Here is a 15938-nt window from a genome sequence, read left to right as displayed (position 1 = left end):
TCAGTCGAGACCGCTCCAACGGCTCAGTTCGCTGATCGACTGAACCCCCTCGCGCCGTTGTCCGCTGGGCAACAACCAGGTGGGATAGGCCCGTACCTCCGCCTCGCGGCAGGCAGCTGCTTCCTTCGGACGTTGTTCCGGCATCCTGCACTCCACATAAGGAACCAGAACAGCCGCTTGCTTGCCAAAGAGCTCCATCTGGCGAACACAGGCGGGGCAGGTCCAGGCCCCGTAAAACCTGGCCCCGATTCTGCTCAGATGCTCAGAAAGGTTGAGGGCCTGGGTGGTTGAAGCCTGTTGCGGCTGCTTGATGTTGCCGGTCCATTGCTGGGCGATCACCGGTGAGCTGAGGACACCGAAATGGAGTCCGAGAGCTGCAACTCCGCCCGCCAGGCTCCACCGCATCATTCTTCGAGATGACTTATGAAAACGCTAGTGCTGGCATCCCGTTCGGGCTTCCCTCCATGGGGAACCCACACGGATGAACTGTTGCTTGAGAGACTGGTCATTAGGTCTCAAAAACCATGGCGGGAAGCGGTTACAAGGATTATTTCCAGGTGCTGGGGGTCGACCGCAGTGCCGATAGCGACGCGGTGAAGCGCGCCTTCCGCAAACTTGCCCGTCAGTACCACCCGGATGTGAACCCGGGAGATGCCAGCGCTGAAGCACGCTTCAAAGAGATCAGTGAGGCCTATGAGGTGTTGTCTGATCCCGAAAAGCGTCGTCGTTACGAACAATTCGGTCAGTACTGGAACCAGGCCGGAGCTTCAGGGGCTGCGGGGCCTGGTATGGATGTGGACTTCGGTCGGTACGGAAATTTTGACGATTTCATTAATGATCTGCTCGGCCGTTTCGGCGGACCCGGCGCCGGTGGCGGCTTTCAGGGCAGTGGTTTCCCCGGTGGTGGTTTTGCAGGCAGTGGCTTTCCACGGGGTAATGCCTCCCCCCGCAACCCAGTGAATCTGGACGCGGAAGCCTCCGTGAGCGTTTCGTTTGCTGAGGCGTTCCGAGGTGGTGAACGTGCTCTCTCCGTTAACAACGAACGGGTGCAGGTGCGCATTCCTGCTGGGGTGAAGAACGGCTCGCGCCTGCGGCTGAAAGGGAAGGGCAATCTGCAGCCGGGAACCGGCCGCCGAGGGGATCTCTATCTCAACCTCAACGTGAAGGAGCATCCGGTCTGGAGGCTGGATGGAGATCAACTCCAGGCGGATCTTCCCGTCAGCATTGATGAGCTGGCCCTTGGGGCCACCGTCACGGTGATGACCCCCGATGGCGAAGCACAGGTTGCCATTCCCGCTGGGACGGCTCCCGGCCGCAGCCTGCGCCTGAAAGAAAAGGGCTGGCCGCTGAAAGGACGGCGCGGGGATCTGTTGTTGACGCTTGCCCTGAGGATGCCCTCCACTTGGAGTGCAGAGGAACAAGCGTTGCTCAACAAGTTGCGTGAGCAACGCTCCGAGAATCCACGTCACGACTGGTTGCGCTCTGCAGCTTTCTGAGGCTTCAGCCGTACGATCTCCGCCTGGATCAAGATCCCGATGGAGCTCACCTACCGCCCCCGACGTCTGCGGCGTACGCCCGCCCTACGCGCCATGGTGCGTGAGCATCATCTGTCTGCAGCTGATTTCATCTATCCGTTATTCGTCCAGGAGGGTGCGGATGTGGAACCCATTGGTGCCATGCCAGGGGCAAGCCGCTGGAGCCTGGCGGCCCTGACCGGGGAAGTTCAGCGCGCCTGGGACCTTGGGGTGCGTTGCATCGTCCTTTTCCCCAAGGTCGCTGAAGGCCTGAAAACTGAGGATGGCGCTGAGTGCTTCAACCCCAATGGCCTGATTCCCAGAGCCATCCGCCAGATCAAGGAAGCCATCCCCGAGATGGCGATCATGACCGACGTGGCGCTGGACCCCTATTCCTGTGATGGCCACGACGGCATCGTCAGCTCTGAGGGAGTCGTGCTCAATGATGAAACGATCGAGTTGCTCTGCAAACAGGCTGTGGTTCAGGCCGAAGCCGGTGCCGATCTGATCGGCCCCAGCGACATGATGGACGGCCGTGTTGGGGCCATCCGTGAAGCCCTGGACGACGAAGGCTTCGAGCACGTCGGCATCATCAGTTACACCGCCAAGTACTCCTCGGCTTACTACGGGCCATTCCGTGAAGCTTTGGATTCAGCCCCCCGTGCGGCGGGCAGCAAGCCGATTCCCACCAACAAAGACACCTATCAGATGGATCCCGCCAATGCCCGGGAAGCCATCACCGAAGCCCAGCTGGATGAGCAGGAAGGCGCCGACATCATGATGGTGAAGCCAGGTTTGGCCTACCTGGACATCATTCATCGTCTGCGCGAGGAGACGGAGCTGCCGATCGCCGCTTACAACGTGAGTGGTGAGTATTCGATGGTGAAAGCTGCTGCTGAACGCGGTTGGATCGATGAGCGGGCCGTGGTGCTGGAAACGCTGCTGAGCTTCAAGCGGGCTGGTGCTGATCTGATCCTCACGTATCACGCCTGTGATGCTGCTGAATGGCTGCGCCAGGGCTGAGCGATCCGGCCGTTCAACACTTCAGAATGCACACTGTCGCCGGCTGCAGATGACAACGGTTGATCGTCTTGGTCACGTCGCCATCCGCGTCCAGGATGTGGCCCGAGCCGTCGCGTTTTACGAGGGCCTCGGGATGCACCTCGTCTGGAAAGCCGATGATTGGTGCTACCTGGAGGCTGGTGAGGGCCGGGACGGCCTGGCATTGCTCGGACCGGGGTACAAGGCTGCCGGCCCCCACTTCGCCTTTCACTTCAAGGACCGTGCTGATGTGGATCGCGTGCACGATCGTTTGAAGTCCGAGGGCGTGCATGTCGGTGCTGTGCACGATCACCGGGACGGCACCGCATCCTTTTACCTCAAAGATCCCGAAGGCAATTGGCTGGAAATGCTCTATGAACCCCCCGGTGGCATTCCCTCCAACTGTCGCTGACCCCACGACGGGGAACGAACAGGCTGTTCAGGAAACCCTGGAGCTGCTCGAGTGGCCCAGGGTCTGTGACCACCTGGCGAGCTTCGCCTCCACCGGTATGGGTCGTGATGCGGCTCGCTCGCTTGTGCTGCCTGACAGCCTTGAAGCAAGCAAGCAGCGGCAAACGGAGACCGTGGAGATGGCGGTGCTCGATGACCTGACCGAAGGCGGCATTAGTTTTCGCGGGGTCCGAGATCTGACGCCCATGCTGCTGCGCTGCAGCAAAGGAGGCGTGGCCTCGGGAGAGGAACTGCTGGCGGTGGCTGAGACCCTGGCCGCAGCCCGTCGCCTGCGCCGTCAGATCGATGAGCCTGACATCAGGCCCGTCTGCTCGGCGCTGATCGACACGATGGTGACCTTGCCGGAGCTGGAGCAGCGGCTGAAGTTCGCGATCGAGGAGGGCGGTCGCATTGCCGACCGGGCCAGTGCCCCCCTGGCGGGATTGCGTCAGCAATGGCAGGGCCTGCGCCAGGACCGCCGCGACAAGCTGCAGGAGCTGCTGCGACGTCTGGCTCCCTTCCTGCAGGACAGCGTGATTGCCCAACGCCATGGACGCCCGGTGCTGGCTGTCAAAGCTGGTGCCGTCGCACAGGTGCCAGGTCAGGTCCATGACAGTTCGGCCTCAGGCAGCACGGTGTTCGTTGAACCCCGTTCCGTGCTCAGCATCGGCAATCGACTGACCGATCTGGAGGGGCGGATACGGGAGGAGGAGCGCAAGGTGCTGAGCGAGCTCAGCGCACTCGTGGCGGAGGACCACCCGGTGCTCACACAACTGGTGAGGATCCTTCTGCAGCTGGATCTGGCCCTGGCCCGAGGCCGTTACGGCCGCTTCCTCGGCGGTACCGCTCCACGCCTGGAGGCCTCCCCACAAGCACCCTTCCGTTTTGAGACCCTGCGGCATCCGTTGCTGGTCTGGCAGCACAAGCGTTCAGGCGGGCCCGCGGTGGTGCCGATCTCCATGGAGGTGTCCGCTGACCTGCGGGTGGTGGCGATCACCGGTCCGAACACCGGCGGCAAAACGGTGACCCTCAAAAGCATCGGTCTGGCGTCCTTGATGGCCCGGGCGGGGTTGCTGCTGCCCTGTGCCGGGATGCCGACTCTTCCCTGGTGTGCCCAGGTGCTGGCGGACATCGGCGATGAACAGTCTTTGCAACAGAGCCTGTCCACCTTCAGCGGTCACATCAAGCGGATCGGGCGGATTCTGGAGGCGCTGCAGTCCGGTCCCGCGCCAGCCCTGGTGCTGCTCGATGAGGTGGGGGCCGGGACCGACCCCAGTGAGGGCACGGCCCTGGCGAGCTCTCTGCTCAAGGCTCTGGCCGATCGTGCTCGGCTCACCATCGCCACCACGCATTTCGGCGAACTCAAGGCGCTCAAATACAACGATCCCCGCTTTGAGAACGCCTCGGTGGCCTTCAACCCTGAGACCCTGTCCCCCACCTATGAGCTGCTCTGGGGAATCCCTGGTCGCAGCAATGCCCTGGCGATTGCCAGCCGGCTCGGTCTTGATGCCGCCGTGCTGGACGAGGCACGCCAGTTGCTGGCACCCGCGGCCGATGGTGAGGTGAACAGCGTGATTCGTGGTCTGGAGGAACAGCGGCAGCGTCAGCAGGCGGCGGCGGAGGATGCCGCAGCTCTGCTGGCCCGCACGGAGCTGCTCCACGACGAACTGCTCCAGCGATGGCAGAAACAGAAACAGCAGTCGGCCGAGCGACAGGAGCAGGGGCGCCAACGGCTGGAACGCTCGATCCGGGATGGGCAGAAGGAGGTGAGATCCCTGATCCGGCGCCTGAGGGATGACCGCGCTGATGGCGAAACAGCACGTCAGGCAGGACAGCGCCTGCGCAGGCTGGAGAACCGTTACCGCCCCGAACAAGAGCGCCGCCAGCCCCTGCCGGGATGGCGACCTGTGCCAGGGGAGCGAATCAGGCTTCTGGCCCTTGGCAAGGCGGCGGAGGTGCTGGCGATTTCGGACGACGGCAGTCAGCTCACCGTGCGCTGCGGCGTGATGCGCAGCACGGTGGAGCTCTCGGGAGTGGAAAGCCTGGATGGCCGCAAACCGGAGCCGCCGCCCCAACCGGTGGTGAAGGTGAAGGCTCGGACCAATCCCGGATCCGGGGCCCAGGTGCGCACCAGCCGGAACACGCTCGATGTGCGCGGCATGCGTGTGCACGAGGCGGAGGCCGCTGTGGAGGTACAGCTGCGAGGGGCCACGGGACCGGTGTGGGTGATCCATGGCATTGGAACCGGCAAGCTCAAGCGGGGTCTGCGGGCCTGGCTGGAGACGGTTCCCTACGTCGAGCGTGTCACCGACGCGGAGCAGGGGGATGGCGGAGTCGGTTGCAGTGTGGTGTGGGTACGTTGAGGGCGACTTCTGTCGAGCAGCCGTGTTGAACAACCCGCTGTCGGTGGCCTTGATCCTGCTGATCATTGCCCTGGGTGTCCCTCCGCTCAGCCGTGCTGAGTGCCAGACCAATCAGACGGTGTCCGGCCAGGAAGTCTGTAAGGAGGACGACGACTCCAACGGGGCCTACAACCTGATGGAGCGCTGATCAATTCAGCTCGGGCAGCTTTGGACCGTCAGCCAGGGGATCCCGGCATGTGATCGCCTCTCCATCGGTGTCGAACAGCCGCCAGCCACAGGGCTCTGGATCCAGATGCAGCACATCGTCGGGAACGGCTTTGACGTCGGGGGTGGCTCGAATCTGCACCAGATGGTCACCATCGTGCAGGCGACAGCTGATCAGTTGCTCGTTGCCCAGCACTTCGCGGTGGATCACCGTCGCCGGCAGGTTGCGGTTGGTGGCCGGCGCCACACGCCAACCCTCCGGTCGCAGGCCCGCCGTCAGCGTCTGGCCTTCCAGTGCGGGCAGGGCTGCCGCCACAGGGCCCTCCACCGACAGGCGTTTCGGACCAAGAAGCAAAGTGGAGCCAGGGCCGATCACCACAGGAAGCATCGTCATCGGTGGACTGCCGATGAACTGAGCCACAAACAGATTTGACGGCCATTGGTAAAGGTCCATCGGGGTGCCGAGCTGCTGCAGGCGCCCCTGATTGAGCACAGCGATGCGGTGCCCCATGGTCATGGCTTCCACCTGGTCATGGGTGACGTAGACCGTTGTCGTGCCCAGCTCCCGCTGCAGATCGACGATGCGGGTTCGGGTGCTGTTGCGCAGCTTGGCATCCAGGTTGCTGAGCGGTTCATCCATCAGAAACACCGACGGCTTGCGCGCCATGGCCCGACCCAGGGCGACCCGTTGCTTCTGCCCGCCGGAGAGCTCCTTGGGCAGACGGTCCAGCAGTGGTTCCAGTTCCAGAGCCTGGGCGACCGATTGAACACGCTGCTCAATCAAGTCCTCTCGTGGAGATCGCACCCTGAGGAAGGCGGGAAATCGACGACTGAACTGAGTGAGCTGATCCTGAAACTGCTGGGGCAGGCTGCGATGGCGGCTGCGCCGCAGGCCGAAACTGAGGTTGTCCCTCACGCTGAGATGGGGGTAGAGCGCGTAGCTCTGGAAGACCATGGCCACATCGCGGCGACCAGGCCTCACCTGGCTCACGGACCGCTCGCCGATGACAATTTCGCCTGCCGTGGGGCGTTCCAAGCCCGCCAGCAGCCGCAACAAGGTGCTTTTCCCACAACCCGACGGTCCCACTAGCACCAGGAACTCTCCGTCCTCAATGCTGAGGTCCAGATCGCGGATCACCTGAACAGGGGCCGATCCACGACGTCCGGGGTAGGTCTTGCTGAGGGCTTCGAAACGGACGCCGGCCAACGGCTGATCTGCAGCGGCCGAATCCTAGGGTTGTTCGTTGGATCCAACGCGTGGCGCCGTGCAATTCATTGATCAGGCACGGATCACGGTGCGCGGGGGGCGTGGTGGAGATGGCATCGCCGCCTTTCGTCGGGAGAAATACGTCCCGGCTGGTGGCCCCTCCGGAGGAGACGGTGGCCATGGCGGACCGGTGGTGCTGGAGGCGGACAGCAACCTTCAGACCCTGCTCGACTTCAAATACAAGCGGTTGTTCGCTGCGGATGATGGCCGGCGAGGTGGCCCGAACAAGTGCACGGGAGCCTCCGGCCGGGATCTGGTGATCAATGTCCCGTGCGGAACCGAGGTGCGACATCTCACCACCGGCATCCTTCTGGGGGATCTGACCGCGCCCGGTGAACGCTTGACCGTGGCGTTCGGCGGCCGCGGCGGATTGGGCAATGCCCATTACCTCAGCAATCGCAACCGTGCGCCCGAGAAATTCACTGAAGGGCGGGATGGGGAGGAATGGCCCCTACAGCTGGAACTGAAGCTTTTGGCGGAGGTGGGAATCATCGGCTTGCCCAATGCCGGAAAGAGCACCCTGATCGCTGTGCTGTCGGCAGCTCGCCCCAAAATCGCCGACTATCCCTTCACCACCCTCGTGCCCAATCTCGGCGTCGTACGACGACCCAGTGGAGATGGCACCGTTTTTGCCGACATCCCTGGGTTGATTGCCGGTGCTGCCCAGGGCGCCGGGTTGGGGCACGATTTTCTACGTCACATCGAGCGCACCAGGCTCCTGATTCACGTTGTCGATGCAGGAGCTGATGATCCCGTCGGCGATCTGCGTGTCGTGGAAAAGGAATTGGAGGCCTATGGCCATGGCCTGGTGGATCGTCCACGGCTGTTGGTGCTGAACAAACAGGAACTGCTGCTCGATGAGCAACGACAGGAACTCAGTCGTGAGCTGGAAGAAACCAGTGGCCGCTCGCCACTTTGCATTTCAGCGGCGATGGGGGCCAATCTTGATCATCTGCTGGAACGGGTCTGGAAGGAACTCGGAATTCCTTAGGAACTGATCGGATTTCATCCGTGTCGGCAACCACATCGGTGGTTGTGAATGTCCCCAGACATCGCCATAACGGAATGGTGATCCACCACCCTGTGATGACCTTCTACACCTGCCTGGATGACAAGGGATCTGTCATCGCCCGCTGTCAGACCGAACTGGACGTTGCTGTGCTCAAACGCATGGGCCGCCCCATCGCCAAGGTGCAGGCCATGAAGAACGAAGAAGCTGTGGTTTGCAGCCTCACCGGCAGCCCCTCGGATTACAACGAGGAGTATTGAGTCATGGATAAGGGGGGCTGAGTTGGCTCATCCCCCTCGCAGTGGGGTTCAGTCGTCGTAAACGCGACACTCGTCAGCCTCTGGGTTGGAATCGCAATACAACTCCAGGGGAGTGGGGTCGTGCTTGTCCTCGGGGTTGTGCTCCTTGTATTCCTCGAGCGAATGAAGTTCACCCTCGAGATGGCGGACCTTGGCTTCATCGCCAGCTGCCTTGGCCGCTTCGATGTCGGTTTTGTCCTTCTGGATGTGCTCGTCGATCGATTTCATGGGAACACTTTTCTGCCTTCATCACCTTACGGCCGATAACCAGTTCCTGCTCCTGAGACGTCCTTTTCAACCGTTCGCTGACATCAGTCTTGAAGCTCGCTGAGTTCCAGCCATCGCTCTTCAGCGGCCTCAATGGTGGCAATCAGCTCCGCCAGTTCCACACTGAGCTCAGAGAGATCCGTTCCATTGGAAGCTATCTTCTCCTCCAGAGCGGCTCTGTGCTGTTCCAGTTGAGGTAAGCGCTGATCCAGTTGCTGCAGTTCCTTGGTTTCCTTGAAGCTGCGACGTCTCGGACCTGCTGCTTTTGCCTTGGTTTGGTGGGCGTCTCCCCTGGCAGCTGGAGCCGTCGCTGACGTTCGTTGCCGTTCCAGCTGACGCTGCTGTTCGAGGAACGCGCTGTAGTTGCCTTCGAATCGTTGGAGGCGACCCTCCTCGAAACAGAACAGACGGTCGACGGTGCGGTCGAGAAAGTAACGGTCGTGGGACACCACGATCACGCAGCCCCGGAAGTCCTCGAGAAAGTCCTCCAGAACGCTCAGGGTGCGAACGTCGAGGTCGTTGGTCGGCTCATCCAGAAGCAGGACATTCGGGGCCTGGATCAGCATCCGACACAGGGTCAGACGCCGACGCTCACCGCCGGAGAGCTTCGCCAGGGGGCTGTGCTGCTGGGCCGGGGGGAACAGGAACCGTTCCAGCAGTTGGGACGCGGTGATCTGCTCACCGCCAACTTCGATGCGGCTGGCGGCTTCCTCAACGAATTCGATCACCTTGCGTTGAAGTCCCTTCCCCGCGGTGAAAGCCTCGGTGTGCTGGTCGAGGTAGCCGATGTGGACGGTCTCTCCGAGCCGCAACATCCCAGAGGTGGTCTGGCGCCGACCGGCGAACAGATCCAACAGAGTCGATTTGCCACTGCCGTTCGGCCCGATGATGCCGATGCGATCCTCCGGGCTGAAGCTGTAGCTGAAGTCCCGCAGAAGCGATCGTCCTTCGGGATGACCATCGGCGGTCACCCCCACGGCTTCGGCCTCGATCACGAGCTTGCCGATGCGGCGGCTGACGCTGGCCATCTCCAGGGTTTTGCGCCCCTGTTGGACGGGTGCCTCGCGCATGGCCTCGATGCGCTGGATGCGTGCTTTCTGTTTGGTGCTGCGGGCTTTGGGTCCCTGCCGGAGCCAGGCCAGCTCCCGCCGCAGAACACCACGGAACTTGGCGGCGGAGGACGCTTCCGAGGCCTCCTCATCTGCCTTGTGCTGCAGAAAGGTGCTGTAGTTCCCCTGGTAAGTGCGGGCCCGGCCGCGGTCCACTTCCACCATGCGGGTGGTGACCCGATCGAGCACATAGCGGTCGTGGGTGACCAGCACCAGGGCCCCTGGGTAGCGGTCCAACCAGCTCTGCAGCCACTCCACAGCGGCGGCATCCAGATGGTTGGTGGGCTCATCCAGCAGCAGCACATCCGGGCAGGCCACCAGGGCGGAGGCCAAGCCAACCCGCTTCCGATAGCCCCCAGACAGATCCGCCACCGGACGTTGGAGGTCGCTGATGCCCAGCTTCTGCAGGACTTCACGGCATTGCTGCTCGAGGCTCCAGGCCTCCTCATCGTCCATGCGCTGGCTCAGCTGGCCCAGTTCGGCCAGCAGGGTTTCGTCCTCTGGGGCCGCCGCCACCGCATCGCTGAGGGCGCTGAAGCGCAGCAGCAGATCCCTCTTGGCACCGCATCCTTCAAGCACCTGCTCCAGCACGGTGAGGCCAGGGGTGACACGACTCTCCTGACCCACCAGCTCCACCCGCAACCGCGGAGAACAGCGCCGTTCTCCTGCCCCCAGAGGTTCGCTGCCCGCCAGCACCTTCAGCAGGGTCGATTTGCCGGCCCCGTTCGGGCCGATCAGCCCCAACCGTTCCCCCTCACCGATGTGCAGCTCAAGATCGGCAAACAGGGTGCGGATGCCGAAGTCCTTGGCAGCACCCACAAGGCTGATCAGACTCACGAGGTGCGCTCGGGACGTTGACCGTCTAGATAAGCAAACACGGTCTTATCGCCCACATCGGCGGCGGCTTCCATCCCGAACTTGCGCAGGGCGAGAACCACCAGCAGAGCAGCCGCCACTGCCATCAAGGTGAGGCAGAGCTGGGGATTGGTCAGGCCGAGCAGTTGCCCCAGAAGAGCCAGTGGCAGCAGCAGGGTGAGGCCGATCGCCTCAGGGCGCTGAAAGCAGAAGAACTCCTTGAAGCCGATGCCTGCCAGGGCGGCGAACAGGGGGCCGATCGCCAGGATCCAGAGCGGTTGATCCGCCACGGTGATCAGGGCATGGGTCGGCCCTGCACTGATCAGCAGCATGCCCCAGCCGATGCAGCCCACAAACCAGAACAGCTGAAGCGCCCGGTGCAGAGGCCGGAGGTAGATGTGAATCCAGAGCAGGGCCAGTCCAAGGCCGGTGCTCATGGGCAGGATCCAGAGCCAGGCCCAGCGGGCGCCCAGCAGCCAGCAATGCAGGACCCCCGCCAGCAGCGCCAGACCGGTGGTCAGCAATGCCAGGCGGTAGCGCTGCACCTCCCGGCGGTCGGTTTCGGTGATCGAGTAAGGGCCGTAGACCCCTTCAAATTGCGGATCAGCCGTTGTCATGGCCTTGGAATGCCGGCATGGACCAGTGTGCTCAGCTCAGGGCCGGCCGGAACAATTCCGCCGGGATTCAGGGGGAACAAAGCCCCGAAGTAATCGTGGCGCCAGGCTTCGGCATCACAGGTGTCGTTCACTCCAGGAAGCGTGTGGAAGCGCTGCCGCCAACGCCAAAGATTGGGGTACTGCCAAAGGGGGCGGCGGCTGCAACCGAACAGAGGGGCGTAGACGAGCTCCCAGCGGATCAAGGTGGGGAACAGGCGAACATCCGCCAGGGTGAGCTGATCGCCGCAGAACCAGGAGCGCCCATCCTCAAGGGCTTGCTCCGCCTGTTCAAGGGCACTGAAGAGATCTGTTTCGGCGCGGTCGTAGGCCGCCTGTGTTCGGGCGAACCCGCAGCGGTACACCCCGTCATTGACGGCCGGTTGCAGCAGTGATTGCCAACGGTCGATGTCATCCTTCAACTGCTCTGGTGCCAGATCCGGTGCCTCAGCCGGTGCGGGCCATTGGTTCAGTAGCTCCACCAACTGGGCGCTTTCATTGCCGAGGATCCGAGGCCCGCTGGGATCCACCAGCACCGGCACGGTGGCCCGGTACGAGGGGGGCGCACCGCAGCGCCGGTAGAGCTCCAGCAAGGTCTGGCATCCCTGCCAGGGAGGATTCAGTTGCCAGCGGCCGGCATGATAGTCAGCCGTCGCCATCAGCGGGGTGAGGCTGCTGTCGAGCCGCCGCAGTCGATGCACCAGCCAGGTGCGATGGGCCCATGGACAACTTCTCCCAAGGATCAGCAAGGGTCGGCGCTGCTCCGGAAGCGTGGCTTCGATGGAGGGGGGAAGGGTGGCGCTGAGGTGATCGCTGCTCGGTCGTCGGTAATTCCCTTCCGCATCAGCCGGGCCAAGGCCTCCCATCAAGCGCTGCCATTGCCATCGCCAGCCCTGGCGGGCAGCGATCACAAGAGCCGGGGGAATGGCCATGGCTCAGTTGCCGTTGGCATCAGTCTTGCGGGTTCCCATGCTTCAGTCAGTTCGGTTTCCAAGCGTCGTGATGGCCGGCTGCGATGTGCTGGTGGTGGGTGGCACCCATGGGAATGAAGTCAATGGGGCCTGGCTGGTCGACCAGTGGCGTGAGCAGCCGGCTCTGCTGGACACCGCTGGACTGTCGCTTGCCCTGGAGATCGGCAATCCCGAAGCGCGCGCCGTCAACCGTCGCTACATCGACCGTGATCTCAACCGCTGCTTCACACCGGATCTGTTGAATCAGAGGGGGCAGGAGGTGGAACGGAAGCGTGCCCGTCAGCTTCTCGCGGTGCATGGCCCTGAGAGCGCGACCCCCTGTCGGGTGGCCCTGGATCTGCACAGCACAACAGCGGCGATGGGCAACTGTCTGGTGGTGTACGGCCGCCGTCCCGCCGATCTGGCCTTGGCGGCACGGGTGCAAGGGGCCCTTGGACTGCCGGTCTACCTCCATGAGGCCGATGCGGCCCAGACCGGATTTCTGGTGGAGCAATGGCCCTGCGGACTGGTGATCGAAGTGGGGCCCGTGCCGCAGGGCGTTCTGGACGCTCGGGTGGTGCGTCAGACCCGGATCGCCCTTGAAACCTGTCTTCAGCAATTGGCCGCGGCAAGGGCGGGGCGAGGCCGTGATCCCCACAGCCTTGTGGTGCATCGTCACATCGGCAGTGTGGATCTCCCGCGTGATCAACGCAATCGCCTGGCTGCCATGGTTCACCCTCAGCTGCAGGGACAGGACTGGCAGCCTTTGCGTGGTGGAGCCGCAGCGTTTGAACTGCCCTGTGGAGAGACGGTGCCCTTTGCGCTGGACCGAGGAGAGGCCTGGCCGGTGTTCATCAACGAGGCGGCCTATGCCGAGAAGAGAATCGCCTTTTCGATGACCCGCCGAGAGGTCTGGCCGTTCGATTCCAGTTGGGGCCGAGCTCTGGCTCAGCTGATGACCTGAGCTTCAGCGCAGCGACCCGTTGTAGGGAACATCGAGGATCTCATCGCCGTCGATGGAAACCAGCACTTCGGTCTCGACGGTTGGGGCCGGAGGAGTTTGCTGTTGCCAGCCCGGTGCGCCTCCCTTGAACAGGAACCGATAGCCGTTGGCGTCGGCTGAGAGGAGGCAGTCCACCCCCCGGGTGACATACATGCAACGGTCAGCCCGGTATAGACGCAGACCTCCATTCAGTTTCTCGGCTCGCATCCTGGCGAAGTTGGCAGCTTTGGTCTGGGCATGGGTGTAGGGGGTTTGGGCCTGAGCCAGAGGGGCAGCCAGGCTCATCCCTGTGAGCAGAAGGCTGAACAGGCGCATCGGTATCGCAATGGGTGCCACTCCACTCTGATCAGCGCAGAAGGGATTAGCCACAGGCCCAGACACCCCTGCCTTCTTCACTGCAGAGCAGATCGCTGGATTGACCATCTGCCCAGTACAGCCGCAATCGATCATCGTCAGTTCCCAGACGCAGGGTGAGGGACTGAAGTGGGCCGGCAGGTACTTTCTGATCGAGTTCAGCGTTGCCAGGATTTCTGGAGCTGAGTTTTCGCTCCAGTTGATTCACCCGCAGTTCCAGCCGCTCCAGTGCCGCTTGGCTGGCCTGATCGCCGCTGGAGGGCGACGTCCGTGCGCCGCAGCCGCTGATGGTCAGGCAAGCCACTGCCATGAGTGGCCAGGAGAAAAAATGGCGTTTCATCCGACGCAGGGACGTTGTCTTCCCTTCAGCGTCTCAGCTGAGGCCGGTCGAGACCAGTCTCTCGCTCCAGTAGATAGTGGCTCCCTGGGCCTCCAGTTCGTTGCGCCTGTGACGGGCGTGCTCGAGAGGAACCGTTTCCTCGAGACGACGTCCAGCGTGGAGCCAGCGGATCAGGACCAAAACGGGCTCCGGACAGCAACAGAATCTTAAGTCTTTCTGTGCTGCCCAGTCCCTGGCAGGGCTGTCGAAAACGCATTGCGCAATAACCGAACACACCTCTCAACCTTCCGTTACATTGGTGTGAGGCAGGGCGTCCCTGCCCTTCCTTAAACCGTTCCTTCGGGAACACTTCTTTCCGTTCTCATGACCACCACCCTCCAGCAGCGCTCCGGCGCTTCCAGCTGGCAGGCCTTCTGCGAGTGGGTCACCTCCACCAACAACCGTCTGTATGTCGGTTGGTTCGGTGTGCTGATGATCCCCACCCTGCTGGCTGCCACCATCTGCTTCGTCATCGCTTTCGTCGCCGCTCCTCCGGTTGACATCGATGGCATCCGCGAGCCTGTCGCTGGCTCCCTGATCTACGGCAACAACATCATCTCCGGTGCTGTTGTTCCTTCCAGCAACGCCATCGGCCTGCACTTCTATCCCATCTGGGAAGCCGCTTCTCTCGATGAGTGGCTGTACAACGGCGGTCCTTTCCAGCTCGTCGTCTTCCACTTCCTGATCGGCATCTACGCCTACATGGGTCGTGAGTGGGAACTCTCCTACCGCCTGGGCATGCGCCCCTGGATCTGCGTCGCCTACAGCGCACCTGTCGCTGCTGCCTCTGCAGTCTTCCTGGTCTACCCCTTCGGTCAGGGCTCCTTCTCTGACGCCATGCCCCTGGGCATCTCCGGCACGTTCAACTACATGCTGGTGTTCCAGGCTGAGCACAACATCCTGATGCACCCCTTCCACATGCTGGGTGTTGCAGGTGTGTTCGGTGGTTCCCTGTTCTCCGCCATGCACGGCTCCCTGGTGACCTCCTCCCTGGTGCGTGAAACCACCGAGACCGAGTCCCAGAACTACGGCTACAAGTTCGGCCAAGAGGAAGAGACCTACAACATCGTGGCTGCCCACGGTTACTTCGGTCGCCTGATCTTCCAATACGCCTCCTTCAACAACAGCCGTAGCCTTCACTTCTTCCTGGCTGCCTGGCCTGTTGTCGGCATCTGGTTCACCGCCCTGGGCGTGTCAACCATGGCCTTCAACCTGAACGGCTTCAACTTCAACCAGTCCATCCTTGATGGTCAGGGCCGCGTCCTGAACACCTGGGCCGACGTGTTGAACCGTGCCGGCCTCGGTATGGAAGTGATGCACGAGCGCAACGCTCACAACTTCCCCCTCGACCTGGCTGCTGCTGAGTCCACTCCTGTGGCTCTGCAAGCTCCTGCCATCGGTTGATCTGGAATCAACAAACGATTCAGATCAACTGAATCGGAAAGCCCCCTCCGAGGAGGGGGCTTTTTGTTGTGCAAGTGTTGCCAAGTTGCGTTCTGATCAGCGTTGGATTCCGTTGATGCACTCGTGTCCCGTTGGGGGCTGAAACCTCATCCCGAAGGCGGTTGGTATCGGGAAATGCAGCGGAGTTCCATTCAGGTCACAAGACCCGATGGTGAACAACGCAGTGCGATCACAACCGTGCTGTTTCTGCTGGCCGCAGACGATGTAAGTCGCTGGCACTGCGTTCACGGTGGTGATGAGATCTGGACCTTCCTCGGTGGTGCCCCCCTCAGCCTGTTTCAGCACTCCGATCGTGCTGATCGATCCAGTGAACAGTTGGTGAGCGCTGATCAGCCGGTGACCTGGGTTCCGGCGGGGGTCTGGATGGCAGCCCGCAGTCAGGGAGACTTCAGTCTGGTGAGCTGTTGTGTCGGTCCAGGGTTCAGCTTTGACGATTTCGAGATGCTGCGCGACCGAGCGCGATCTGAATGGCCCAAGGGGATCGATGAACGCCTCATCTAATCCGTGGTGATCTTGCTACCAAGCGGGAGTTGTGATCGAAACAGCCATGACCTGCGGCGATATCTTCCGCGTCATCATCGCCCTGTTCATCCCGCCCCTCGGGGTGTTCACCCAGGTGGGCTTAACGAAACCCTTCTGGATCAATCTGGTGATTTACCTCTTTGCGGTGGGAGGGCTTGGTTTTCCGGTGTTGTTCGGCATGTGGCCAGCCGCGGTGATTCATGCCTTGTTTGTGATCCTCACGAGGCGCTGAATG

General features: G+C 62.3%; 20 protein-coding genes. 11 read left to right on the top strand and 9 right to left on the bottom strand.

The window, feature by feature from the left end; all coding sequences use genetic code 11:
- Complete coding sequence (locus tag SynA1528_RS09965) at positions 1–405, bottom strand: hypothetical protein (RefSeq protein WP_186586624.1); 405 nt, start codon at positions 403–405, stop codon at positions 1–3.
- A 119-nt stretch (positions 406–524) separates the two neighbouring features.
- Here SynA1528_RS09965 and SynA1528_RS09960 point away from each other — a divergent pair, with 119 nt between their 5' ends.
- From SynA1528_RS09960 to SynA1528_RS09940, 5 genes are read left to right on the top strand one after another with little or no spacing between them, the layout of a single operon-like run.
- A complete protein-coding gene (locus SynA1528_RS09960) occupies positions 525–1496 on the top strand; it encodes a DnaJ C-terminal domain-containing protein (RefSeq protein WP_186586623.1) in 972 nt (323 codons plus the stop codon).
- A 39-nt stretch (positions 1497–1535) separates the two neighbouring features.
- A complete protein-coding gene (hemB, locus tag SynA1528_RS09955; protein WP_186586622.1) occupies positions 1536–2537 on the top strand; it encodes a porphobilinogen synthase in 1002 nt (333 codons plus the stop codon).
- 49 nt (positions 2538–2586) lie between these two features.
- Positions 2587–2967, top strand: a complete 381-nt coding sequence (locus tag SynA1528_RS09950; protein ID WP_186586621.1) for a VOC family protein — start codon at positions 2587–2589, stop codon at positions 2965–2967.
- Positions 2930–5368 (top strand): endonuclease MutS2, encoded by a 2439-nt coding sequence (locus SynA1528_RS09945; RefSeq protein WP_186586620.1) that lies wholly within the window; start codon positions 2930–2932, stop codon positions 5366–5368. The genes SynA1528_RS09950 and SynA1528_RS09945 overlap by 38 nt, the downstream gene beginning before the upstream one ends.
- Positions 5369–5390: 22 nt before the next feature.
- Positions 5391–5555: a hypothetical protein gene (locus SynA1528_RS09940; RefSeq protein WP_186586619.1), complete on the top strand. Its 165-nt coding sequence runs from the start codon at positions 5391–5393 to the stop codon at positions 5553–5555.
- Here the strand turns inward: SynA1528_RS09940 and SynA1528_RS09935 are convergent, their stop codons facing one another.
- Entirely contained in the window at positions 5556–6779 is a 1224-nt protein-coding gene (locus SynA1528_RS09935) for an ABC transporter ATP-binding protein (RefSeq protein WP_186586618.1), read from the bottom strand.
- A 58-nt stretch (positions 6780–6837) separates the two neighbouring features.
- Here SynA1528_RS09935 and cgtA point away from each other — a divergent pair, with 58 nt between their 5' ends.
- A complete protein-coding gene (gene cgtA / locus SynA1528_RS09930; protein ID WP_186588394.1) occupies positions 6838–7830 on the top strand; it encodes an Obg family GTPase CgtA in 993 nt (330 codons plus the stop codon).
- 95 nt (positions 7831–7925) lie between these two features.
- Entirely contained in the window at positions 7926–8108 is a 183-nt protein-coding gene (locus SynA1528_RS09925) for a hypothetical protein (protein ID WP_186588393.1), read from the top strand.
- A 48-nt stretch (positions 8109–8156) separates the two neighbouring features.
- Here SynA1528_RS09925 and SynA1528_RS09920 read toward each other — a convergent pair whose 3' ends face one another.
- The 4 genes from SynA1528_RS09920 to SynA1528_RS09905 all read right to left on the bottom strand — a co-directional run bounded on the left by SynA1528_RS09920 (position 8157) and on the right by SynA1528_RS09905 (position 11963).
- Positions 8157–8375: a CP12 domain-containing protein gene (locus SynA1528_RS09920; protein WP_186586617.1), complete on the bottom strand. Its 219-nt coding sequence runs from the start codon at positions 8373–8375 to the stop codon at positions 8157–8159.
- Between the two features lie 83 nt (positions 8376–8458).
- Entirely contained in the window at positions 8459–10360 is a 1902-nt protein-coding gene (locus tag SynA1528_RS09915; RefSeq protein ID WP_186586616.1) for an ABC-F family ATP-binding cassette domain-containing protein, read from the bottom strand.
- Positions 10357–10995: a DUF2301 domain-containing membrane protein gene (locus tag SynA1528_RS09910; RefSeq protein WP_186586615.1), complete on the bottom strand. Its 639-nt coding sequence runs from the start codon at positions 10993–10995 to the stop codon at positions 10357–10359. The genes SynA1528_RS09915 and SynA1528_RS09910 overlap by 4 nt, the downstream gene beginning before the upstream one ends.
- Positions 10992–11963 (bottom strand): glutathione S-transferase C-terminal domain-containing protein, encoded by a 972-nt coding sequence (locus tag SynA1528_RS09905; RefSeq protein WP_186586614.1) that lies wholly within the window; start codon positions 11961–11963, stop codon positions 10992–10994. The genes SynA1528_RS09910 and SynA1528_RS09905 overlap by 4 nt, the downstream gene beginning before the upstream one ends.
- A gap of 70 nt (positions 11964–12033) precedes the next feature.
- Here SynA1528_RS09905 and SynA1528_RS09900 point away from each other — a divergent pair, with 70 nt between their 5' ends.
- Positions 12034–12945 (top strand): aspartoacylase, encoded by a 912-nt coding sequence (locus tag SynA1528_RS09900; RefSeq protein ID WP_186588392.1) that lies wholly within the window; start codon positions 12034–12036, stop codon positions 12943–12945.
- A gap of 3 nt (positions 12946–12948) precedes the next feature.
- Here SynA1528_RS09900 and SynA1528_RS09895 read toward each other — a convergent pair whose 3' ends face one another.
- Genes SynA1528_RS09895 through SynA1528_RS09885 form a run of 3 tightly spaced genes read right to left on the bottom strand, consistent with a single transcriptional unit; the run spans position 12949 to position 13858 of the window.
- Positions 12949–13320 (bottom strand): hypothetical protein, encoded by a 372-nt coding sequence (locus SynA1528_RS09895; RefSeq protein WP_286187809.1) that lies wholly within the window; start codon positions 13318–13320, stop codon positions 12949–12951.
- Positions 13321–13345: 25 nt separating this feature from the next.
- Complete coding sequence (locus tag SynA1528_RS09890; RefSeq protein WP_186586612.1) at positions 13346–13678, bottom strand: hypothetical protein; 333 nt, start codon at positions 13676–13678, stop codon at positions 13346–13348.
- A gap of 33 nt (positions 13679–13711) precedes the next feature.
- A complete protein-coding gene (locus SynA1528_RS09885) occupies positions 13712–13858 on the bottom strand; it encodes a YWSERL motif small protein (RefSeq protein WP_186586611.1) in 147 nt (48 codons plus the stop codon).
- 183 nt (positions 13859–14041) lie between these two features.
- On the opposite strand from SynA1528_RS09885, the gene psbA reads away from it, so the two are divergent.
- The 3 genes from psbA to SynA1528_RS09870 all read left to right on the top strand — a co-directional run bounded on the left by psbA (position 14042) and on the right by SynA1528_RS09870 (position 15935).
- Positions 14042–15121, top strand: coding sequence for a photosystem II q(b) protein (gene psbA, locus SynA1528_RS09880; RefSeq protein ID WP_011127848.1), 1080 nt, complete (start codon positions 14042–14044; stop codon positions 15119–15121).
- A 102-nt stretch (positions 15122–15223) separates the two neighbouring features.
- Entirely contained in the window at positions 15224–15682 is a 459-nt protein-coding gene (locus SynA1528_RS09875; protein WP_186586610.1) for a cupin domain-containing protein, read from the top strand.
- A gap of 46 nt (positions 15683–15728) precedes the next feature.
- The gene (locus SynA1528_RS09870) at positions 15729–15935 is read left to right on the top strand and encodes a YqaE/Pmp3 family membrane protein (RefSeq protein WP_186586609.1); all 207 of its coding nucleotides are present in this window, start codon (positions 15729–15731) and stop codon (positions 15933–15935) included.
- Positions 15936–15938: the final 3 nt, after the last annotated feature.

The organism is Synechococcus sp. A15-28, from assembly GCF_014280175.1.
In the GTDB taxonomy this organism is placed as follows: domain Bacteria; phylum Cyanobacteriota; class Cyanobacteriia; order PCC-6307; family Cyanobiaceae; genus Parasynechococcus.
The sequence above is the reverse complement of the archived record's forward strand: the minus strand, read 5'-3'. Positions and strand labels throughout refer to the sequence as shown.